26 protein-coding genes and 1 pseudogene are annotated in these 20,821 nt (G+C 69.5%); 12 read left to right on the top strand and 15 right to left on the bottom strand.

Annotated elements, in window-relative coordinates; genetic code table 11:
• Positions 1–149: 149 nt before the first annotated feature.
• Positions 150–356, bottom strand: coding sequence for a DUF397 domain-containing protein (locus C7C46_RS16115; protein ID WP_110670201.1), 207 nt, complete (start codon positions 354–356; stop codon positions 150–152).
• On the bottom strand, positions 346–1,182 hold the full coding sequence (locus tag C7C46_RS16110) for a helix-turn-helix domain-containing protein (RefSeq protein WP_181442380.1): 837 nt from the start codon (positions 1,180–1,182) through the stop codon (positions 346–348). The genes C7C46_RS16115 and C7C46_RS16110 overlap by 11 nt, the downstream gene beginning before the upstream one ends.
• Before the next feature lie 660 nt (positions 1,183–1,842).
• Here C7C46_RS16110 and C7C46_RS16105 point away from each other — a divergent pair.
• From C7C46_RS16105 to C7C46_RS16095, 3 genes are read left to right on the top strand one after another with little or no spacing between them, the layout of a single operon-like run.
• Positions 1,843–2,136, top strand: coding sequence for a hypothetical protein (locus tag C7C46_RS16105; RefSeq protein WP_110670197.1), 294 nt, complete (start codon positions 1,843–1,845; stop codon positions 2,134–2,136).
• Entirely contained in the window at positions 2,136–2,339 is a 204-nt protein-coding gene (locus tag C7C46_RS16100) for a hypothetical protein (RefSeq protein WP_110670195.1), read from the top strand. The genes C7C46_RS16105 and C7C46_RS16100 overlap by 1 nt, the downstream gene beginning before the upstream one ends.
• A 5-nt stretch (positions 2,340–2,344) precedes the next feature.
• The gene (locus C7C46_RS16095; RefSeq protein ID WP_281278551.1) at positions 2,345–2,842 is read left to right on the top strand and encodes an NUDIX domain-containing protein; all 498 of its coding nucleotides are present in this window, start codon (positions 2,345–2,347) and stop codon (positions 2,840–2,842) included.
• A 967-nt stretch (positions 2,843–3,809) separates the two neighbouring features.
• On the opposite strand, the gene C7C46_RS16085 is transcribed toward C7C46_RS16095, so the two are convergent.
• Positions 3,810–4,091, bottom strand: coding sequence for a GntR family transcriptional regulator (locus C7C46_RS16085; RefSeq protein ID WP_110670189.1), 282 nt, complete (start codon positions 4,089–4,091; stop codon positions 3,810–3,812).
• A gap of 149 nt (positions 4,092–4,240) precedes the next feature.
• Between C7C46_RS16085 and C7C46_RS16080 the strand changes: the two genes are divergently transcribed.
• The gene (locus C7C46_RS16080; RefSeq protein WP_110670187.1) at positions 4,241–4,630 is read left to right on the top strand and encodes a hypothetical protein; all 390 of its coding nucleotides are present in this window, start codon (positions 4,241–4,243) and stop codon (positions 4,628–4,630) included.
• A gap of 859 nt (positions 4,631–5,489) precedes the next feature.
• Here C7C46_RS16080 and C7C46_RS16070 read toward each other — a convergent pair.
• Positions 5,490–6,239 carry a GntR family transcriptional regulator gene (locus C7C46_RS16070; RefSeq protein WP_110670185.1) on the bottom strand — a complete coding sequence of 250 codons (750 nt, stop codon included), beginning with the start codon at positions 6,237–6,239 and terminating at the stop codon, positions 5,490–5,492.
• A gap of 215 nt (positions 6,240–6,454) precedes the next feature.
• On the opposite strand from C7C46_RS16070, the gene C7C46_RS16065 reads away from it, so the two are divergent.
• From C7C46_RS16065 to C7C46_RS16040, 7 genes are all read left to right on the top strand, one after another.
• Entirely contained in the window at positions 6,455–6,823 is a 369-nt protein-coding gene (locus C7C46_RS16065) for a hypothetical protein (protein ID WP_146259106.1), read from the top strand.
• Entirely contained in the window at positions 6,820–7,116 is a 297-nt protein-coding gene (locus tag C7C46_RS16060) for a hypothetical protein (RefSeq protein ID WP_110670181.1), read from the top strand. The genes C7C46_RS16065 and C7C46_RS16060 overlap by 4 nt, the downstream gene beginning before the upstream one ends.
• Positions 7,113–7,664 carry an RDD family protein gene (locus tag C7C46_RS16055; protein ID WP_181442378.1) on the top strand — a complete coding sequence of 184 codons (552 nt, stop codon included), beginning with the start codon at positions 7,113–7,115 and terminating at the stop codon, positions 7,662–7,664. Before C7C46_RS16060 ends, C7C46_RS16055 begins: the two co-directional genes overlap by 4 nt.
• A gap of 17 nt (positions 7,665–7,681) precedes the next feature.
• Complete coding sequence (locus C7C46_RS16050) at positions 7,682–9,007, top strand: FtsK/SpoIIIE domain-containing protein (protein ID WP_245984447.1); 1,326 nt, start codon at positions 7,682–7,684, stop codon at positions 9,005–9,007.
• A complete protein-coding gene (locus C7C46_RS16045) occupies positions 9,004–9,195 on the top strand; it encodes a hypothetical protein (protein ID WP_146259105.1) in 192 nt (63 codons plus the stop codon). The genes C7C46_RS16050 and C7C46_RS16045 overlap by 4 nt, the downstream gene beginning before the upstream one ends.
• Positions 9,196–9,212: 17 nt before the next feature.
• The gene (locus C7C46_RS37330; RefSeq protein ID WP_281278550.1) at positions 9,213–9,335 is read left to right on the top strand and encodes a hypothetical protein; all 123 of its coding nucleotides are present in this window, start codon (positions 9,213–9,215) and stop codon (positions 9,333–9,335) included.
• Between the two features lie 148 nt (positions 9,336–9,483).
• A complete protein-coding gene (locus tag C7C46_RS16040) occupies positions 9,484–10,983 on the top strand; it encodes a replication initiator (RefSeq protein WP_245984446.1) in 1,500 nt (499 codons plus the stop codon).
• Positions 10,984–11,202: 219 nt separating this feature from the next.
• Here the strand turns inward: C7C46_RS16040 and C7C46_RS16035 are convergent, their stop codons facing one another.
• The 6 genes and pseudogenes from C7C46_RS16035 to C7C46_RS16010 all read right to left on the bottom strand — a co-directional run bounded on the left by C7C46_RS16035 (position 11,203) and on the right by C7C46_RS16010 (position 15,995).
• Positions 11,203–12,708, bottom strand: a complete 1,506-nt coding sequence (locus C7C46_RS16035; protein WP_110670177.1) for a recombinase family protein — start codon at positions 12,706–12,708, stop codon at positions 11,203–11,205.
• Between the two features lie 12 nt (positions 12,709–12,720).
• A pseudogene (locus tag C7C46_RS16030) lies at positions 12,721–13,362 on the bottom strand (ABC transporter permease); the annotation flags it as partial.
• Complete coding sequence (locus tag C7C46_RS16025; RefSeq protein WP_110670175.1) at positions 13,322–14,188, bottom strand: ABC transporter ATP-binding protein; 867 nt, start codon at positions 14,186–14,188, stop codon at positions 13,322–13,324. The pseudogene C7C46_RS16030 and the gene C7C46_RS16025, both read right to left, overlap by 41 nt.
• A gap of 2 nt (positions 14,189–14,190) precedes the next feature.
• On the bottom strand, positions 14,191–14,643 hold the full coding sequence (locus tag C7C46_RS16020) for a MarR family winged helix-turn-helix transcriptional regulator (protein ID WP_110670173.1): 453 nt from the start codon (positions 14,641–14,643) through the stop codon (positions 14,191–14,193).
• Positions 14,644–14,899: 256 nt separating this feature from the next.
• Positions 14,900–15,325, bottom strand: coding sequence for a hypothetical protein (locus tag C7C46_RS16015; protein ID WP_110670172.1), 426 nt, complete (start codon positions 15,323–15,325; stop codon positions 14,900–14,902).
• Positions 15,326–15,329: 4 nt separating this feature from the next.
• Positions 15,330–15,995, bottom strand: a complete 666-nt coding sequence (locus C7C46_RS16010) for a DinB family protein (protein ID WP_146259104.1) — start codon at positions 15,993–15,995, stop codon at positions 15,330–15,332.
• 46 nt (positions 15,996–16,041) lie between these two features.
• On the opposite strand from C7C46_RS16010, the gene C7C46_RS16005 reads away from it, so the two are divergent.
• Positions 16,042–16,650 carry a class I SAM-dependent methyltransferase gene (locus C7C46_RS16005; RefSeq protein ID WP_220040634.1) on the top strand — a complete coding sequence of 203 codons (609 nt, stop codon included), beginning with the start codon at positions 16,042–16,044 and terminating at the stop codon, positions 16,648–16,650.
• Here the strand turns inward: C7C46_RS16005 and C7C46_RS16000 are convergent.
• The 5 genes from C7C46_RS16000 to C7C46_RS15980 form a co-directional block, all read right to left on the bottom strand.
• The gene (locus tag C7C46_RS16000; protein WP_245984445.1) at positions 16,622–17,140 is read right to left on the bottom strand and encodes a GNAT family N-acetyltransferase; all 519 of its coding nucleotides are present in this window, start codon (positions 17,138–17,140) and stop codon (positions 16,622–16,624) included. The two genes, C7C46_RS16005 and C7C46_RS16000, sit on opposite strands and share 29 nt — an antisense overlap.
• Positions 17,141–17,154: 14 nt before the next feature.
• Positions 17,155–18,285: a DUF4190 domain-containing protein gene (locus C7C46_RS15995; RefSeq protein ID WP_146259103.1), complete on the bottom strand. Its 1,131-nt coding sequence runs from the start codon at positions 18,283–18,285 to the stop codon at positions 17,155–17,157.
• Positions 18,286–18,382: 97 nt separating this feature from the next.
• Positions 18,383–19,615: a styrene monooxygenase/indole monooxygenase family protein gene (locus C7C46_RS15990; RefSeq protein WP_110670162.1), complete on the bottom strand. Its 1,233-nt coding sequence runs from the start codon at positions 19,613–19,615 to the stop codon at positions 18,383–18,385.
• Between the two features lie 102 nt (positions 19,616–19,717).
• The gene (locus C7C46_RS15985) at positions 19,718–20,320 is read right to left on the bottom strand and encodes a GTP-binding protein (protein ID WP_110670160.1); all 603 of its coding nucleotides are present in this window, start codon (positions 20,318–20,320) and stop codon (positions 19,718–19,720) included.
• A complete protein-coding gene (locus C7C46_RS15980; RefSeq protein WP_110670158.1) occupies positions 20,301–20,816 on the bottom strand; it encodes a DUF742 domain-containing protein in 516 nt (171 codons plus the stop codon). The genes C7C46_RS15985 and C7C46_RS15980 overlap by 20 nt, the downstream gene beginning before the upstream one ends.
• Between the last annotated feature and the right edge of the window lie 5 nt (positions 20,817–20,821).

Genomic DNA, 20,821 nt, shown 5'->3' with positions numbered 1-20,821 from the left:
TTGGCCGAGTGGCCCCCCGGGCTTGCCCGACTCGGGTCCCGGCTCGGCAAGGTGCGTAAAGCCTCCCTCGCCGGGCTCAGCCACGGCGCGGCAGCGCTAAACCCCTGCGAAGCCTCCAGCGCTGCACAGGGGTTCAGAGGGACCGCGAGTCAGACGGCGCCGAAGTTCCCCGCCTTGACCCCTGCGACGAACGCCGCGAACGCGTCGTCATGAAATACCAGGGCGGGACCGGCGGGGTTCTTGGAGTCGCGCACCGGAGTGATGCCAGGGAAGCCATCGGCAACCTCGACGCAGTTGCCACCGCTCCCGGAGTGCGTGCTCTTGCGCCAGGTGGCACGCGACAGGTCAAGGTGCATGTTCGTAGTCCTCTCGTACCTTGCGGATCATCGACAACGAAGCAGCTCGGGACAGCGCCTCGACGCGTAGTTGATCGTAGCTGTCGGCCCAGCGGGCCACTGTTTCACCGTCCCGCTCCAGGAAGCCTCGTGACAGCCCTTCCGTGTACCCGAGCACCACACGGCCCGGCATGGTGAGCAACGTCAGCGGATGATTGAGAGGGTTGGCCTGCCCAAGGGAATCCGGTGCGATTTGGATCGTGGTTCGCGGCTGCTCTGCTAGCTCTTCGAGACGCCGAAGCTGCGCGACCATGACGAGAGGGCTGCCAATCGGCCGGCGAAGGCACGTCTCGTCCATGATGGTGCTGAGCGTAGGACGGGATGCACCAGTAAGGATGCGCTGACGGTCCAGCAGTAGGTCAACCCGTGAGTCTGCCTGCTCCTGGGTCACCTCACCTCGGATGACGTTGCCCGACTCCCACGCAGTGGCGTACTCGGCAGTCTGCAACAGGCCATCGATCGTCCGAGGCTGAAAAATTCGCAGCGCGATCGCGTTGGCCTCATGGGTCACATACTCCGGGAAGCCCTGTAGCAGCGACGTTCCATGGATCTTGCCGTACAAGTCCACGAACTTGGTTCCCGAGTCGAACGCATGATCAAGGCTCTTCGCGAACGGAAGGGTAGGAGGCTTGCGCCCAGTTTCTACGGCCGAGACATGCACCGCCGAGTAGCCCATGCGTGCAGCTAACTGACTTTGCGTCAGCCCCAGTGCCTCGCGGGTTTGTCGGAGTTGAGTCGCGAAGTGCTCGCGCGGCGTGACGGGCGGAGGCAGCACGGTTCGACTCAAAGCACACTCTTCCTTCCGTAGTGGCCGATTGAAGACCGTCCGAGCGTAGAGCACAGTATGTCTCCCCGGTAGCGACTCAGCTACAGAGAGGAGCAGCGCTGTGGCAAGACGGGTTGACCCGCCGAAGCCGCTTCCGAAGCCCCAAGTGGGTGACGTGGTGAAGGACTTGGTCACCGAGCGGCAGGGTAGGTACATGGGCAGGCTGAGCGGCAAGGCGCACCTCCGCCCGATTGGGGGCGGCGTCGAGTGGACAACCGACCCTGCATCCCTCCAAGCCGTGCCCGACGCACCCAAGTTGCAGCCCGTCATGCGTCGCAGCAGGCCGCGTGACGAGACTGCCATCAGCCTGCCTGACGTGCCTCGTGGCTGACGGCATGACTGGCCCCGCCCGCTTCGCGGGGTTCATTGCGGCCACCCGCCAGGCTCGCGCGGCAGGGCCATTCCTCCCTACTCCGATCGAGCCCACCCGGCCGGAACGGCAGGCACTCATGCGGGACGTAGTCGCCTTCGCATGGTTCCAAGCCCCAGGTACGGGCAACCCCACGGCCCCCGTGCCGATCGTTCGGGGAAGTTGAGAACGATCGACGCGGGCCCGGCCCCGCCCGTGTGTTCCGTTGCACGCGGGCGGGGCCATCCAACTGACATGAGAGGAAATGCGCCTTGAACGTCTCGTTGCACCATCCCAGGATCACGGCTGGCCGGACCCTGACGGCCCCGTTCAACCGGCTGGACGCGCTCACGGACCTGCGCCAGCTCGGGCACGTGCTCGACGCCCAGGCCATCGGCGGCGCTACCGATGCCGAGTTGGACGCGACTTTGTCGGTCATGGGTGAGGTCCATGAGCGGATCGCCGCCCACCTGCGCAGCAACCCCGGGCAGGTCGTCCAGCTGCGCCGTGTCAGCCTGCGGGCCCGGGTCGACCAGTCGTACCGCTTCTTCGACGCTGCGGCCTGATGGCCGAAGCGCCGCGCGTCGTCAACGCCACCGTGCGCCGCTTCGACGGCTTCGAGCTGGATATCGAGGGAGCGAGCGACTTCCCTATCATCTGCGCGGCCGACGCACACGAGCAGCTTCACAGGGTGGTGTCGGACGAATTCCGCAAGGTGCTGGACATCCCCGAAGGCGTGCCGCTCACTCTGAACATCATTGAGGAGTAACTACCTTGCCACACCACGACATTGAGCCCGGCGAGCAGCCCCGTCGGCGGGTTGGCTGCATGACGCTCATCACCAACCAGAACGGTGACGTGCTCACGGTGCAGACCACCTACCGATCCAAGCCGACCTTGCCCGGCGGCGCCGCGCACCAGGACGAAAAGCTCGCCGATGCCGCTACTCGTGAGCTGGCCGAGGAAACTGGGCTCCGGCGCCGGCTGGCCCAGATCCTGGCGGTGGATCAGACGCCGCCTAACGCTCGCACCGGCGCCACCGAGGGTCTGAACGTGGTCTTCGACGGCGGCACCCTGACGCCCGAGGAGGAGGCGGCGTTGAGCATCCCCGCCAAGGCGCACGCCGAGATCGAGGCGCTCGTCTGGGTCGCGCCCACCGACCTGGACGAGAAGTGCGACCCGTACCAGGCACGGCGCATCAAGCACGCCCTGGCGGCCCGCGAGTTCGACCAGGCGTTGCCCGCGCTGTTCCGTGGCGAGCTCGCCGCGTGAGGGCTGCTGAGACTCAGTCGGCCACTCCGGCTGGCTGCCCGCCGTGCACGCCGGTTCCTGTCGGAGCCAACATGCTCCGCTGCACGAAGTGCGGGATGACTGTCTTCACGATGTGACCCCAAAGACCCCCGCCCCGAGATGGTTTTACCCTCGCGCTCGATGGGTTGCCGGACGCCGGGGCGGGTTCTGAAAGTGCACCAGCAGTTCTGGAATTACCGGAACTGAACCACTGACAGGAGGAGCAGCAATGGCGTGTCCCCGAGACGGCTCTGCGATGTACTCGAACGGCAGGGGCCAGTACGCGTGCGGCATCTGCGGTTACGTGTCCGGCTACGTGCCCGTGATCCTCTTCCCGTTCCCCGTGATCCTGCTTCCCTAGGGCTGCACCGGCAGTACTGTGGTGACCATGGCTCAGGATGTGCACCACACTCGCTACTGCCAGACCTGTGGGACGCCGGTCACGGACGGCCCTGTCGGCGGGTACGTCTGCCCGCAGTGCTATCGCGTGGAAGAACCGCTCCTGGCTGATCTTGCCCGGAAGGAGTGGCGTCGGGACAAGAAGTCCCGGATTGCCGCCGCTCGGGACATCTGGGAGCGCGAGGGGCTACTGAGCAACGAGTAGCCTGAAAGCGGCCCCGTTCGGCCTGGCCCAATACCCGGCTGAACGGGGCTTCTCATTGCCCAAATCAGAGGGTTTGATGGAATACGGATTTGCCGCATCCAGAGAAATTCGGTGGGCGTCTACGCCAAACGCTGACGGGCACCGTTGGGGGCATGTCACCAAAGGGAAGGAACGTGAGCCCGACGCCACGGCCACGGCCATAGGTGGAGGGGTCGTCATTCACCTGCCTGGCCAAGACGGAGCCCTGTGGTTCGAGTCAGAGCATGCGGCCTGCTGGTTTGTGACGGGTTATCGACTCGGCCTGCGGCATCGCCAGCCGGCGTGATGCATGAGCGGGCGTTGTGCTCAGTCAGGCTGCTGGTGCTTGCTGCGGTCGGCAACGTAGGTCCCGCGCTTGGGAACCGTGTAGACGTAGCCCTGTTCCTGTAGGTAGCGCATCGCGTTCTGAACTGTGGCTCGCGCCACCCCGTATCGAGTGACCAAGGTCGGCTGAGAGGGCACTGGGCGCCCGACAGCCAGGGCCCCGCTCTCGATCTCCCGAATAAGCGCAGCCGCAATTTGCCGGTAGGGCGGTTCGGGCGAGCCGTGATCAATGGGGGTTTCAGTCACGGTCCCAAGCCTATCCATCCGACGAACCGCCCCCGGACTAGCCAAGGCAAGTCAAGCAAAGCCATACCTAGTCAAGGATAGTCAAGGCTGCTAGCTTGAGATGCAAGAACCCCGGCGACGGTTGCAGCCGTCCCGGGGCATGGCCTACAGCAAGTGGAGCTGAAGACATGACCGACCTTACCGTTCGAGCGTTCATCTGGCTTTGGCAGGTGCTCATGCCTGGCACCGGCCGGCGGCGGGCCTCGAAGGCCCGAAACCTGCACAGCATCCTTCGCACACAGCTGGCGTCGCCCGTCGTCACGGCCCCGCCGGTCACCCTGATCCGCGTGCCTCTCGCCGGACTGCGGGACCTGCCGACGCCATTGCCGCGCCACATCATCGAACGCAACCGCCCCCTCCTCGGTGAGGATGTCGAGCTGATTCGACCTGCGCTTGTACAGACCGAGTGGTATCGCGCGATGCTCCGCCGTGACGCGCTGGATGCCGTGGCGGCAGGCGAGCCGGACCCCGGCTACACGTACCCGGGTGCGCACAGCGTGAGGGGGGCGGCGGCATGATGATCGACCCCCCGCACTGCGTGCGCTGCTACACCGTCCCGTTGATCCCGGTGCGCGTGGGCGCGCTGCCGATGCGCAGCGGTCCGGCACTTGCGGTGTGGGCGTGCCTGCGATGCGCCCCGATTCTGCGGCGCTTGTTGGGCGACCGGTAGTACCAGCTGCCCACCGGGCCCCGTTCGGCGATGTCTGCCGAGCGGGGCCTTCTGCGTTGCTTCGTCCCGTCTTGCGCCTGCTTAGCGCTCTGGCATATGCCAAAAAACACAGGAGTTTTACCGCGCTGCGGCCCCGCGTGCCGTGACCGCGTTGTTACAGTGGGTCGCTCGGGTGTTGTTGAACGGATAACAACCTGTGTGGCGGGTGGGGATGAACGAGCACTTTGAGCCGGGTGGGATGGATGCGCCTGAGGAGGGGGACGAGGCGGGAAGATTCTTCCTCGGGGGCGGTGGTGCGGTCTTGCCAGGGGTGGACTACGCAGGTGCGTGGCGCGAGGCGCGTGCCGTTGCCGACCGGCTGAACCGGGCGCTGGGTGAGTTCGGCCTGACGGGGCCGGACGCGGTTCGGGCGCAGGCGGGTTGGTCGGATGACGGCCTTGGGGTGGTGCACGTGAAGGCGACTCCGGCCGGGGCGCTGAGGCTGTGCGAGGTACTCGACCGAATGGTCGGCCGGCGTGAGCCGGAGCCGGGCTCTGCGTAGTGGCTTGCCTTCTGGGGGTCTTCGTGGGTCGGGGGCGAGCCGGCCGCCCGACCGGGACCGGCCGCCAGGCCGCAGCCCGGTCGGGGCGGCAAGGCCGCCCCCGGCGGCGCGAACGCGCCGCCTTGAGAAGGTAAAGACAGTTTTCGACGGCTGCCGGGCGCAGAGATCAGAGCGGGCTCGGCCCGTGGGTGTAGATCACGTTCGTGCCGTTGGCTCCGACGGTGGTGGTTTCGAGGATGAGTCGGCGTGTGCCGTTGTCGGCCATCGTGAGGCGTTGTGACACCAAAACCGGCACGGTGTCGGTGAGTTGGAGTGCGGCGCGTTCGTCGGGAGCGGGGGTTCGGGCGGTGATGGCTTCGCGCCAGAGCAATGGGCCGTGTGTGGCGTGGAGTTGGGTGTAGGCGTCGGGTGCGGACACGGCGGGGTGGTCGGCGAGCGGGGTCCCGGCGATGGCTTCCATGGGCAACAACGTGGTGTGCTTGGCCCGGGTGCGGCTGGACTCGTGGACCATGGTGCGGGACACCAGGTAGGCGGCTTCGCCTTCTTCGACGTGCAGGCAGTCGGCGGCCGCGGAATCGATCCGCACGCGGAGTGTGGTGGGGTCGCCTTCGGTGTGCCACTGGGTCACGCGGTCGTAGCGGGTGCCGTCCCAAGTGACGGCCTGGTCGATCCAGACGGTTTCTGTGGGTGGTTCGAGGTAGCGGACGTAGCTGCCTCGGCCCTGCTGGACGTCTAGGAGCCCTTCGGCGCGCAGCTCGGCGACGGCTTGGCGGATGGTGGGGCGGGAGACGCCGAATGCGGCTGTGAGCTTCTCCTCTGTGGGGATCTGCTCGCCGGCCTTCCAGGTGCCGCGCTTGATCTTCTTGCGCATCTCGGCTGCGACCTGCTGATAGAGGGCGTTGGGTCGGACCGCCATGTGCTTCCCCTGCCGTGGGTGTCGTCGCGTCGTCTTCGAACGAGATTTTTGGGTCGTCTTGGCTGATCAGACGCCATGATCACGATCATATTCAGTTGTTGTCAGGATGAATCTGCTTGCGCTTGGAGTCAAGTGGGCGCATGCTTCACCTCCAAGCAAATTCATCATGACGACTGCCTAACGTTAGGTCGGTCGTCCGGGGGTGGAGGTGTGCTGTGACCTTGAAGAATCTGCCGTTGGACATGGGGCGGCTCGGGGTGGCGATGTGCGTCTCGGTGGAGGCGAAGGTCGATCCGGAGACGGGCGAGGTCAAGTCCAACGCCGAGGGTGTGCAGGTGTGGGCGGTGACGGTCGCGGTGCGGCCGGAGGGTCGCAAGACGGCGCTGGTGGAGATCTCGGTTGCGGGTGAGCCGGTGGGAGTGGAGCCGGGCCGGGTGGTGGAGGTTCACGGCCTGGACGCGTTCTGGTGGGAGATGAACGGCCGTACGGGGCTGGCCTACCGGGCCGAAAAGGTGACGGTCGCGGTGGAGACGCCGCCCCGTCCGCCGGCTGATCCTCGTCCGGCGCGGGCGGTGGAGAAGTGAGCGCCGAGCGGGACTGGACCCACCTTCGCGAACGGCTCGCGGACATCGGTGAGTTGGCGGCCGAGATTGAGCCCGGCTTGGAGTGGGGGACGTACCGGTTCCTGTTCGCGGTGATCACGGTCATGGCCCAGGATGCGGCGGTGCTGGCCGGTCAGCTCGAAGCGGAGTTGGTGCGCCTGGCGACCGAACACGGGGTGGAGCTGCCCCCGATGGACCTGGGTGGCGGACTGCACGGTGAGGCCGGCGCGTCAGCGCCTGCCGTCGACTCTGCTGCGGTGTGGGAGGGGTTGTGAGTCAGGAGGCACGGTGGCGGGCGCTGATCGGCCCGGGTCGGGTACCGAAACAGGCGCGGCAGCAGGCGCTGCCGGGGTTGGCGTCGCCGAATGCGCGGGCGGCGGCGGCCCTGCTCGAACTGTCCATCGCTACAGGGGTGATGAGCGCGTACACGACGTTCCTGTACGTGGCGCGGCCGGTGTTCGCGCTGGTTCAGGCGGTGGGTCTGCTGCTGGGGGTGCAGATGCAGTCGTGGTTCCAGTCCGGTTACTGGGTCTGTGGGTTGGGCTTCCTGGTGTGGCAGGCGGCGGAGCGCGGGGCTACGGGTCAGTCGCTGGGGCAGCGGCTGCTGGGGATTGTGACGGTGGATGAGGACACGGGTCGTCCGGTGGGGGTGGCGCGTTCGCTGGTGCGCCTGGGTCTGCATCTCGTGGACGTGGCGCCGCTGTTCTTCGGGTTCATCAGGCCGCTGGTGCACGTGCGGCGTCAGACGTTCGCGGACCAGGTCGCGCGCACGGTCGTGGTGGAAATCAGTGTGATCAATCAGATGGCGGAGGTGGTGAAGTGATGCGAACGGTCGCGTGGTTGGCGGCTGCGCCGGCGGGGCACGGGGTGCCGCTGGGGCTGTGGCTGCTGGTGGTCGGGGCGCTGGTGGTTGGGGGTCTGGCGTCGGCGTCGCCGTGGCTGCGTCGGGCTCACCCGCATGCGTGGTGGGCGCTGGCGGGGTTCCCGGTGGCGGTGGCGCGGGTGCTGTGGACCTGGCGCCGGTTGGCGGAGGTGCAGAACCTGTCGGTGGCCAAGCGTTCTCAACTGGCGGTCGTGAACCAGGTGGTGGTGCGCGGTCGCGCGCTCAAGCTGGTCAAGCCGAAGCTGTCCCTCCCGCGCTGGCGCCTGGGCGGCCTGGAAGTCGTGGTGCGGCTGCACCCGGGGCAGGTGCCGGAGCAGTACGCGGCGGCGGCTGAGGCGATGGTGCACGCGTGGCGGGTGTTCGCGGTGCGGGCGATCAGTGAGAAGCGCGGGTTCGTGGTGTTGCGGGCCCAGGCGTGGGATCCGCTGGCGGTGCCGTTCGTGCCGCAGGTGCGCTCGGCGGGCCGGCTCTCGGCGGTGGTCGGGATCCTGGAGACGGGTGTGTGGTGGCGGGTGAACCTGCGTGAGACCCCGCATGTGCTGGCGGTGGGCGCGACTCGTTCGGGTAAGTCGACGCTGATCGCCGCGCTGGTGGCGCAGTTGGCGCGTCAGAAGGTCGCGCTGGTGGGGATCGACTTGAAGGGGGCGATGGAGCTGGGGCTGTTCGAGCGCCGGCTGACTGCGCTGGCGTCGAGTCGGGCTGAGGCGGGGCCGCTGCTGGATCGGCTGGTGGAGATCATGACTGGTCGGATGGCGCGGTGCCGGGCTGAGGGGGTGCGCTCGGTGTGGGAGCTGCCCAGGCTGTTGCAGCCGGTGCCGATCGTGGTGTTCGTGGACGAGGTGGCCGAGTTGTTCCTGATGGCCAGCAGCGCGGAGAAGAACGAGGTGGCGCAGTGTTCGACGGCGCTGCTGCGGATCGGTCAGCTCGGCGCGGCGCTGGGGGTGCACCTGGTGGTCGCGGGGCAGCGGTTCGGTTCGGACCTGGGGCCTGGGGCAACGGCGATCCGGTCGCAGTTGGCGGGGCGGATCGCGTTCCGGGTGCTGGACAAGGGCACGGCAGAAATGGTGCTGGGTGACACGGCTCCGGATGCGGTGGACGCGGTGCAGGCGATCAGTGCCGACATGCCGGGCACGGCGCTGGTGTCGGACACGTCGACGGGCGGGTTCCTGCGGGCGCGCACGCACGTGGTCACGGTGGAGCAGGCGCGCAAGGTCGCGGAGGAGTACGCGCACCTGGCCCCGGGGCTGGATGAGTTGTGGGCGGCCGGGGGTGGTGCGGCGTGAGCGTGTCCCTGCCGCTGGTGGGCCTGCTGTTCGCGGCCATCGTCCTGCTGAACAGGGTCGGTTGGATCTTGACCTGGCAGCTGGTCCTGCTGACCCTGTTCGGGATGTGCCTGGACCGCACGGTTTTGGCCACGCCGGTCTTCGCGGTCGTGGAGTGGCTGCTCCAGGGCCTGACCCACACCTATTGAATCGAACTGGAGTGCGCATGTGGCGTGTTGCACACGCCTGGCGGCTCTCGGTAGCCAGGGCGCTGCGGCTGTACCTGGACCGAGCTCACCTGGTGGAGCCGGTGACCACGATCGTCACGTGGGTGCTGCGGCACTTGTGAGCCCGGACCTGCCTTCTTCTATTCGAACTGGAGTTCCCATGCGACCACGACCAATCCCTGTCTCGTGTCCGTTCGTCGCTTTCGGCCGTGCCGGGTTGTGCCTGGTGCGGCCGGGGCGGCGGCCCTGCTTTGAGTGGAGTCATCCGCCATGACGGTGCACAGCGGTAGTCCGTTCGATTCGGTGGTGGCCCGCCGCGCGTTCCTGGCCCGGGACGCGCGGCTTCGGGCCCTGAGTGAGTGTGATCGGGATCTGGTGCGGCTGGGGCAGATGCCGGGCCGTGAGCGGTGGTTGGAGCAGATCGCGGCGACGGGTGGGTGTGCTCATCCGGTGTACCTGGCCGGGGGCTCGCAGACGTTCGACCGGGTGACGGGTGAGTTGGTGCGCCGGTACTCGACCCGTGATGAGCCGGGGGGCCGGTTGGCGGTGCGGTGCCGCAACCGTCGGGCGACGCGCTGTGAGCCGTGCTCGCGCCTGTATCAGGGGGATGCGTGGCAGGTGGTCCGCTCCGGGCTGGTGGGCGGCAAGGGCGTCCCGGGGGCGGTGGCACGGCGGCCGATGGTGTTCGCCACGCTCACGGCTCCGAGCTTCGGGGCGGTGCACCGGGCGGGCGTCTGTCACCGGTACCGCCGGGCCAGCTGCGAGCACGGGCGTTCGCTCGGTTGTGGCGGCCAGCACACCGAGACGGATCCGGTGGTGGGTCAGCCGCTGTGCGCCGGCTGCTACGACTACACGGGGCACGTGCTGTGGAACGCGCACGCCGGGGCCTTGTGGAAGGCGTTCACCGACAACCTGTACCACCACGTTGCGCGGCATGCGGGGGTCGGTCGCAGCGAGGTGCGGCGGCTGGTGCGGGTGTCGGCGGCGAAGGTTGCGGAGTACCAGCGCCGGGGCCTGGTCCACTTCCATGCGGTGCTGCGGTTCGACGGGCCGTCCGGTCCGGGTGAGGCTCCGCCGGGATGGGCGTCGGCCGGGCTGCTGGGTCAGGTGGTCCGTTCGGCCGCGTTGGCGGTGGCGTTGCGGGTGCCGGAGTCGGCGGCGGTCGGGGCTCGGCGGCTCGGGTTCGGCACGCAGTTGGATGTGCACGCGATCACGAGCACGGGTGATCAGGGGGCGGTGGACGAGAAGGTTGCCGCGTATCTGGCGAAGTACACCACCAAGGGTGTGGACGGTGCGGGGTCGGTCGATCGGCCAATCCGCGGAGCGGAACAGATCGCCTCACTGTCCGTCACAGGGCATGTGCGGGCGTTGATCGGGACGTGTTGGCGGCTGGGCGGCCTGGTGGAGCTGGCCGGGCTGCGGCTTCGGGCGGTGGCTCACCAGCTCGGGTACCGGGGGCACTGCCTGACGAAGACCCGGGTGTTCTCGACCACGTTCAAGAGCTTGCGGGCTGAGCGGCAGGCCTGGGTGCGGGTGGCCAAGGGGCTGGCCCCGGCCGGGGTGGACGAAGTCACGGTGTCGACCTGGTGGTTCGCGGGCTCGGGGCACACGGTCGCGGAAGCCGAGATCGCTGCCGGAATGGCCGCTGAGCGTAAGCGGGCACGCGACCTCGCCAGGCACTACCTGATCCCAGGGTGGGTGGGTGGGGCGCGGCGGGGATCCGGCGGGGCTGAGCGGCCTCGGCAGGCGGGGGCTGATCATGGAACCTGAGGCGGCGGGGCGTAGGCCGGCCACTGACACGAACGGACCAAGTGCCGAACGCCAAAGCCGTGAATGGCACTTGGAACGGGTGTGCGCTCGGTTTCCCCGCAAGATCAGTTTTGAGAGCGCAGAGCGGTTGGCGCGACTCCTGGAGCTATGCCAGGACGTAGAAAGCGACTGACAGCCGGTTGGGATCCTTCTCCAAGGATCCCAACCGGCTGTCGTTGGTCAGGTGAAGATGGGATTGGGCTCGATCTCAACTCGGCCGTAATCAAAGGTCCGGCCTCGAAGGCTCGACGCATCGATGATCACTGCTGAGAACAGGAACCGCATGACTGCGTTCATCCGCTGATAGGCCTTCGCCTCCTCAAGGGCCTTCCAACTGCGCTCGGCGTCTGGGCCGACCAGCCCGGCCAAGACTTCGACCACCGGACGAACGATCAGCTTTTTCTGAACCGCCGCAATGCGGTCCTCGACGGTCTTGCGCATGGCGCGGTACTCACGGGTAGTCAGCTCGCGTGCGTCCCACATTTCTTTGAGATCACTCAGCTCCTGGCGGTCGGCCTCAATGGCTGCCTGATCACTCGCGGAGAGGCGGGCCGGTGCATCGCTCCCGGTGACGTCCAAGCGCTCCAGAATCTTGATTGCGGCATCCCTCACGAAGGCTTCCAAGGTGGCAGCCGAGACGCTCCGGCCGCATGAGGCCGAGTCGGTGCGCTGGCTGCGTCCGCAGAGGTACTTACCGTCAGATCCCGCCATGCGCACGGCGCATCGCTTGCAGACCACCACTCCACGCAAGAGGTAGAACCGGTCAGGCTGGCTCTGGATCGCGGGCTCGGCCTTGGCACGGTAGGACCGGCGGTCGCGAACCTCTTCCCAGAGTCCTCGGGCGATGATGGCCGGCCACTCCCCGGAACCAATCTCCTCGCCTCGGAAGACCCGGATGCCCGCCACGTGCGGGCTGTCCAGCAGGGCACGCACGGTGTGGGGGTTCCACTCCTTGCCGAGTGCGGTTAGCTCGTTCCGCTGGTTCAGGTCGTTGGCGATCTTCTGGGGTGTGTCTCCGTCAAGGTACCTGGAGAAGACCTCACGAACGATGGTCGCCTCGGCGGCTACGATCTCCAGCCCCGACGGGGTGTAGCCGTAGCGGCGCTTCCCGCCGTGCGGCTTCCCGTCCCGGGCGCGGTCAACCATCTCATCCAGCAGTCGACGTGACGTGTCATCACTGGACCGGCACGAGTGAGCTACCTCGATGCGCAGAAAGAAGCGGTCGTCCGGGTCGGCCAAGTTCCGCCGGTTCGCCTGCCCGTGAAGAGTGATGTCGTGCTCGTCAGAGAGGTGCAAAAGCTCTTCAAGATCGTGCGGCTGACGCATGAGGCGGTCAGGGTGGTACGTGATGATGTGCCGGACGCGCCCGCCTCGAACGGCGTTGAGCAGGCCGTCCCACCCAGGCCGCTTGCGGTTTCGGTTCCATGCCGACCGGTTGTTGTCCACGAACACCCAATCGGCAACGACCTCCAACCCCAGGCGTTCCGCAATGTCTCGGCAGATGCGTTCCTGGCGGTCAACGCCGGTCTGATCGTCGTCGCTGGCGTGCGAGATGCGGCAGTACAGTGCGGCTGTCTCCCCGGACCAGTCGACACGCGCGTGTCCCCGCTGACGGGGCACCACGAACTTCGCAAGGCGCCGCGCTCGTTCCGGCTGACGGTCTGTCTGGTTCTCCCCTTCATCCATGTAAATAGGTTACGGGAGAGCCATGGCCTGGCCGATTCCCATCAGCCTGTCCCGGGTGAGGACGATGCCGGCGATGCTCATGGAGAGGCAGGAGAAGAAGGCCGAGCCGAGCAGGACGGCGAGGGCAACTCCCAGCAGCCGCAGAGGGTTCCAGGTCATGCCCACCCCGAGCAGGGCGGCGATCACGACGACCACCACCGCTTGCAGGACCGCCTTCACCCCAGCCGCGAAGGCCTTGCCGGTGACCAGGGCCGCGCGCGGGGTCGGGGTGACCAGGAGCTTGGTCAGCACGCCGGAATCGCGCTCCCAGATGATCATGATTCCGTAGAAGATCGCGATGAACATCGCCGACTGCGCGATGATCCCCGGGGCGAGGTAGTCCAGGTACGGGACCCCGCCGGTGGGTATCGCGTGCAGGCGGTTGAAGGTCTCACCGAAGATCAGCAGCCAGAGCGCGGGCTGGACGGCGCGGGTGTACAGCTCGGTCCGGTCGTGGCGCAGCTTCTGCAGCTCGACCGCGCACATCGCCTGCACGCGGGCCGGCACCAGGCGCCAGCCGCTGCGGGCGGGCGGCGGGACCAGGAGCAGGCTCAGATCGGGGAGCCGGGCGGGCTCAGCCGACGCGGGACGCGGTGCGGCGGGTGCGGCGGACATCGCTGAACTCTCCTTCCTTCTCGCTGTGCCCCAGGTCGCGCCCGGCGTAGAACCGGAACACGTCGTCCAGGGTGGGGTTGTCCAGCGCCGCATCCTGGGCGCTGACCTGGGCCTTGAGTTCGGCGGGCGTGCCGAGCGCGCGGATCCGTCCACGGTCCATCAGACCGATCCGGTCGCAGTAGTGGTCCGCCTCGTCCATGTAGTGGGTGGTGACCAGCACCGTCATCCCGGTGGCCTTGCGCACCGCGTCCACGCAGTCCCAGACGCTGGTGCGGGCGATCGGGTCCAGGCCGATGGTGGGCTCGTCCAGTACCAGCAGGCGCGGGGCGCTGACCAGGGCCTGGGCCAGCTCCAGCCGGCGCACCATGCCGCCCGAGTAGCTGGACGCCATCCGGTCCGCCGCCTCGGTCAGGTCCACCGCCGCGATCGCCTGGGACACCCGGGCGGCCCGCTCGGCGCGCGGCACGTCGAAGACCCGGGCGAACAGGGCGACGTTCTCCCGCCCCGTCAACCCGCCGTCCGCCGAGAGCTGTTGCGGCACGTAGCCGAGCAGTCGGCGGACCTGCATCCGATGCCGGGCAGCGTCGTGCCCGAACACCCGCACCATGCCGGCGGGCACCGGCAGCAGCGTGGTGATGGCGCGGATCGTGGTGGTCTTGCCCGCCCCGTTCGGCCCGAGCAGCCCGAACACCTCACCGGCGCGCACCGTCAGGTCCACCCCGTCCACGGCCTTGGTGCTCTGGCCCTTGCCGTGCCGGAACTCGAACTCGAGCCCCTCGCAGACCACGGCCGCGCCGGGCTCGTCCTCGTCCTCGTCCTGCCCCATCGTCACCCCTCCTGCCTCAGCTCTTCGACCAGGCCGCGCAGCGCGGGCAGCGCGGCCGCCAGGGCCGCCTGCTGCTCCGCCGGCAGGCCGGCCACCGCCTGCGCCATCACGGCCTGCCGCCTGGCCCGCCAGGCGGCCAGCCGCGCCACCGCCTGCTCGGTGACCTGCAACCGGGCAGCGCGACGGTCCTGCGGGTCCACCTCGCGGACCAGCAGACCGGCCGTGACCAGCTGGTTGACCAGCGTGGACACCGAGTTGCCCGCCAGGAACAGCTCCTTGGCGGCCTCCGACACCCGCAGTCCGGGGGTGTGCATCACCAGCCGCAGCAACTCCACCTGCGCCCCCCGCAGCCGCGGCTCCATCTGCCCCTCCCGCAGCCTGCGCCGCACCAACCGCCGGACCCCGACCAGCAGGTCGGAGAACTCGTCGGCGAGGTCGTCGGTGGATTCGCTCATGGGTCCAGTTTAGCTCTCAGTAAGAGGTATCTGTCGAGCCCCGTCCGCCGATCACTCCGCGGCAGTCGCATCGCCGGACCCTGCTCTGCCGGAACCGGGGCCTGAGCGCCGACGAGCAGGTGGCACGGGTCCTGGACGAGCGCGGTCCCGGAGGTGGTGCGCGAGTACCCAGTTGTTGGGGTGAGTGACCTGTTCCCTGGACGGGCCGGACTTCGCCCCCTGCCAGTGGGCACTCCGCAAGCCCCGCTGGCGACCCCTACCACTCGTAGTCCGCCGCCAGCTCCTCCCACGGCAGGGCCAGCAGGCCGGGGACGTCCTCGAGCGCGGTGTCGAGGTCGTCCTGGAACCACAGGACGGTCAGCGCCGAGCGGTAGGAGACGGCATCGTGCCCCGGCTCCACCGGCCCGGACTCGAAGTGCGCGAGGCAGGCGACGAACGGCAGTTCCGCGACGGGGCCGAAGGCGCCCGGCCGCGTGTCCGGGTAGCTGACGACCGGCGGGATCAGGTGGACGGGGCTGCCGGGGAACGCCTCGGCGGCCCTGCGCTCCAGCAGGCGCAGGCGGTTCTCGTTCAGCCGGGCGTTCGGGTAGCCCTCCAGGAGGCCGGCGTAGGTAGCCTTCATCCGGTACTCGAACAGCGAGAGCTCGCGCCCGGCGGCGAGGGTGAGCCTGCGGAGCGACACGCGACTACTCCCCCTCGTGCAGCGGCGCACTGTGCCAGGTGGTGAAGGTGCGCCGCCCCTCGCCCAGGGCGGGCAGGTCGATCCGGCCGGTGGCCCAGAGCAGGGCCTGCCAGGGGTCCTCGCCGACCGGGACCTCGGGGAACAGCCGGGCCAGGGTGCGGGCGCACAGCTCGGCCGGCGGCCGCAGTTCGACGCCGAGCGCCGCGCAGACGTCGTACCCGTGCACCAGCGTCTCCACCACGCCCATCGCCGCGAACGCCTCCGGGTCCGCGATCCCGTAGCTGTGCTTGGCCCGCACCTGCGGCCCCCGTGCGCCCGCGATCGCCACTGCCACCCCGCCGGTGGCCGCGATCGCCTCCAGCAGGCCGACGGGGCCCGAGGAGGGGTCCACCGCGATCGCCGTCCCGGGGCCGCCGTCCCGCCGGTGGGCCCAGGCGAGCGGCACGTAGTCGTCCAGCGGCGGCTGCTGCGGGCCGAGTTGGAGCGCGTAAGCGAGCAGGCAGTCGGCCAGGTGCTCCAGCGCCTCCCAGCAGGTCCAGTCCGACTCCCGGGCCGGCACCGACCAGTCGGCCGGGCCGGCGGTGGCGGCCGCCGGGCCCAGGGCTGCCAGCAGGCAGTCCACTGCCGCGGTGAGGTCGGACGGGGTGACGGGCGCACGATGATCAAGCATGTCCGGACGCTACCAAGCCGATTGCCCCGCCGGTAACTTCTTTTCCGTGACGAGCTACGCGCGAGCCCACTGGACCGAGTACAACGACGCCCAGCAGACCCGTGAGGTCCGCCCGCTGCTGCGGGAGGCGCTGGCCCTGGCGGGCCCGGGGGCGGGGCGCACCGCGATCGACCTCGGCTGCGGGCTGGGCCGGGAGACCGACGCGCTGCTGCGGGCCGGTTACCTCGTCCACGCGGTGGACATGGCGCCGGACACGGCGGAGAAGGTACGGGCACACACCCGCGCCGAGGACCAGCAACGCCTCACCGTGCATGCCGTCCCGTTCGGCCTGGTCCGGGCGCTGCCGCACGCCCACCTGGTCTACGCGGGCTACTCCCTCCCGTACGCCGACCCGGCCGAACTCCCGCGCCTGTGGGCACTCGTCCGCCGTACCCTGCGCCCAGGGGGATGGCTGGCGGTCAACCTCTTCGGCGAGCACGACTCGTACCGGGGGCAGCAGCCGGGCAGCTATCTGACCGGACGTCAGATCGAGGAGCTGTTCGACGGGTTGGAGGTGGTGCGGCTGGACGAGCAGGACGCGGACGGCGACTCGTTCCGCGGCCCCAAGCACTGGCACCTGTTCGACGTCATCGCCCGTCGTCCGCTGGGGAGTTGAGCGCAAAGCAGTGCACCGGCACGGTCACACCGCCGGACCACTCCTGCGTCACCACCGCCAACTCCTGCCAGCCGAGCGAGCGGTAGAGGTGCAGCGCGGGGGTGCTGCCGGCCACCACGTCCAGCACCGGGACCAGCCCCCAGTGCCGGACCTGGCGCACGGCCGCGGCCAGCAGCCGCTCGCCCAGGCCCTGTCCGCGGGCCGCCGGGTCCACGAAGAGCCGGCTGACCGCCACCGTGCCGTCGCCGCCGTGCAGGCCGGTCCACTGCTCGCCGGCCGAGGAGTCGCGCCCGAGGGCCACGTGGCCGAGCACCTCGCCGGCCCCCGACACCGCTACCCAGGCGGCCAGTTGGTCCGCCGGGCGGAGGAAGTGCGAGGGCCGGGTCGGCCACTGCGCCGGGTACCCGTCCGCCCGGTGCACGGCCAGCATCGCGCGCTCGCAGCCGGGCAGATCGGCGAGCCTGCGGCGTCGGACCGCTGCGCCCGTCACAGCTCCCGTGGCCGTCACAGCGCCTGCGGCAGCGGGACGGTGAGGTCCGAGCCGTCGCGGTCCGGCAGGCCGAGGGCGGTGCGGGCGGCACTCTCGTAGACGGTCGGGTCCTGCGGGGTGAGCCGGGTGAGCAGCTGTACCACCGGGGTGGTGGTGTCCTGGGCCGCCGCCTGCCAGCTGGGCTGGTCGGCGGCGAGCTGGGCGATGTACGTGGTGACCGCGGCCGGGCGCGCACCGGTCCACCGGACCCGCTCCAGGGCCGCCTGCGCGTTGCGCAGGTCGCTCGCCACCGCCTTGACCCGGTCCCGGCCGGCCAACCTGGCATCGAGGTCGAGATTGTGCACGGCGTTCAGGAAGGCGTACTGATCCGTGCTCAGCGTGCTCGCGTCGTCCCGCACCGGCCTGGTCCGCCCGCCGGTGGCACTGTCGGTCAGGTAGCAGACCGCGGTGCCCTTGGCCGTGTTCCACTGCGCCTGGCTGGTCGGCGCGTACTCGCCGGCCCGCAGGGTCCGGCTCCAGGCCCACAGGTCGTAGACGTAGGAGAAGTCCGCGGCATCGCACAGCTGCTGGGCGTCGGCCTGGGCCGCCGCCGAACCGGGGAAGCTCGACGCGGAGAGGTGGACCACCGCGGCGACCTCGGCGTCGTGGTGCATGTCGCAGGCGACGGTGACCACCTGGCTGCCGAACGGCGACCTGGTGAAGCAGTCGCCGACCCGCAACTGCTCGGTGGTCTTCGTCTTGCCGGTGAGGCTGATCCTGCCCTTGACGACCACCAGCGTGGTCGAGACGATCCCGACGAGCAGGCCCAGCAAGCCCAGCGCCACGCCCGCGATGGCCAGCCCCTTGCCGCGCTGGTGGCGCTTGCGCAGCTGGACCAGCGCACCGATGCCCAGCCCGAGGGCGGCGGGCCACAGGCAGCAGCTGAGGCCGGTGACCAGCGAGGCGATGGCGAGGCCGTTGGTACCGGAGTGCTGCGGGCGCAGCCCCCGCGGGTCCCAGCCCGGCGGGGGCGAGCCGCCGGGCGGCAGCCACGGGCTCGGCGCGCCCTGCACCGGCGCCCCCTGCACCGGGACCGTCGGCGCAGTGGGCGCAGAAGGCGCGGTCGGCGCCGCCCACGGATTCGGCGTCGTGTCGTCCGTGCTCATCGGTCCCGCTCCCCCACCATCAGCTGTTCGATCACGCCGGACTCTAGCCGATGGTGGGGATGGTGCGCTGAACGGGTGGTGGAGCGGTGAGCGCCCGTCAGCCGGTGATCGAGGACAGGTACGCCCCCGCCTTCTCCGGCTCGTAGAACCACTGCTCGAAGTCGGCCGGGTTGTCGAAGCCGTTGGCGAACCGGTGTGCCACCGGCGCCAGCTGACCGGCGGCGCCGATCAGGTTGAGCACGTGCTCCGGCGGCGGGGCCAGCATCGCGTTGGTCCACTTGGTGACGTGCTGGGCGTCGTCCCAGTAGCGGTCGAAGGCGTCCTGCATGAACGCGCGGTCGAACGGCCGGTCGCCGTGCGCCAGGATCGCCTCCAGGTAGACGGCGGCGCACTTGGCGGCGTTGTTGGAGCCCTGCCCGGTGATCGGGTCGTTCGCCACCACCACGTCGGCCACGCCCAGCACCAGGCCGCCACCGGGCAGTTCACCGATCGGGTTGCGCACCACCGGTGCGTATCGGCCGGCCAGCGTGGCGCCCGCGTCGGTGAGCTCGACCCCGCCCAAGGTGCGCTCGTACTCCCACGGGGTGTAGGTCTTCATCAGGTCCAGGGTGAGCTTCAGGTGCTCGGCCGGGTCCTTGACCTCGCCGAAGACGTCCACCGGACCGCCCGGGATGCCCTCCCAGAACATGATGTCGCACGGGCCGGTGCCGGTCAGCGCGGGGATCATGAAGAGCTCGCCGACCCCGGGCACCAGGTTGCAGCGCACCGCCTGGAAGTCGTGCTCCGGGCGCGGGCCCAGGCCGTGCACGTAGGACACGGCGAGCGCGCGCTGCGGGGTCTCGTACGGGGAGCGGGCGGCGTCCCGGCCGAACATCGAGACCAGCTCGCCCTTGCCGGCCGCGACCAGGATCAGGTCGTGGCTGCGCGAGAAGTAGTCCAGGTCGGAGACGGCGACGCCGTGGATCACCAGCTTGCCGCCGCGCTGCTCGAAGGCCTCCATCCAGCCGGCCATCTTGATCCGCTGGTCGACCGACTGCGCGTGGCCGTCCAGTCTGCCGACCCAGTCGATCACCCTCTGCGACTCGGGACCGGAGACCGAGACACCCAGCCCCTCGACCTTCGGCGCGGCCTCCTCCCAGAAGTTGAGGCCCAGCTTGCGCTCCAGACCGAGCGCGGTGTCGAACATGCACTGGGTCGAGAGCACCCGGCCGTCGCGCACCTCGTCCGCGGTGCGGTTGGTCATCACCGTGACGTCGTAGCCGTTGGACTGGAGGCCCAGCGCCAGCTGGAGTCCGGCCTGCCCGGCTCCGACGATCAGTATCTTGCGCATCGCTGCCTGCCTTCTTGCTCGTTGTGCTGGGAGAGAGGTGGTGAACGGGGTGCCAGGGCGGACCGCCCGGCAGAGCGGACGACCCGGCCGGGCAACGGACCGTCAGACCGCGGCCGGCTCCGCGGCCAGGGCGTGCTCCACCAGGGCGGTGAGCACCTCGACGGTGGCCGCGCGGTGCCGGGCGTCGCAGATCAGCACCGGCACCCGGGCCGCCACCCCGAGCGCGTCACGCACCGCGTCGGGTGTGTAGACCGGGGCGTCGTCGAACTGGTTGACCGCCACCACGAACGGCAGACCGCTGCCCTCGAAGTAGTCCAGGGCCGGGAACGAGTCGGCCAGCCGCCGGGTGTCGGCGAGCACCACCGCGCCCACCGCACCGCGCACCAGGTCGTCCCACATGAACCAGAACCGCCCCTGCCCGGGGGTGCCGAACAGGTAGAGCACCAGGTCCGGCGCCAGGCTGATCCGCCCGAAGTCCATCGCCACCGTGGTGGACTTCTTCTGCGGCACGGCACTGGCGTCGTCCACCCCGGCGCCGGCCTCGGTCATCACCGCCTCGGTGGTCAGCGGCGGGATCTCGGAGACCGACCGGACGAACGTGGTCTTTCCGACACCGAAGCCGCCCGCCACCACGATCTTGGTGGACGTTGCCGAGCCCGCGACCAGCGGGACCCCGGGAACGGCCTCAGAGCTTGCGAAGTCCACCCAGCACCCTCTCCAGCAGCACCCGCTTGGTCGCGGGCACCTCACTCTCCGGACCCTCCACCAGCTCGGCCGAGTCCGCTCCGTGCACCCGCACCCGACCCTGGTCGGCCAAGTCGCTGACCAGCACCTTGACCACGCCGAGCGGGATCCGCAGCAGCGCGGAGATCTCCGCGATCGAGCGCATCTGACCGCGCGTCACGTCGCAGATCATCGCCAGCTCGGGCAGGCTGCGGTCCTCCGGGTCGGCGGGCCGGTTCAGCGCCGAGACCAGGGTCTCCACCAGCAGCACCCGGCCGAACCTGGTCCGGCCCCGGGTGATCGCGTAGGGGCGCACCCGGGCGGAACGGCCATGGCCGGAGCGGACGCTGTCGGTCCGCAGGCCGTGGCCGACCGGGGCACTGCTGCCGACCGCGCCGGCAGCGCTGCCCGCTTGGGCCGTTCCGGCCGCGCCGGCACCGGCGGAGCGGACTGTGTTGGTACCGGCAGAGCCGGACATCTTCC

Origin of the sequence: Streptomyces tateyamensis, assembly GCF_003205575.1 — a bacterium.
GTDB lineage: Bacteria > Actinomycetota > Actinomycetes > Streptomycetales > Streptomycetaceae > Kitasatospora > Kitasatospora tateyamensis.
This window is presented reverse-complemented; position numbering and strand designations above follow the sequence as displayed.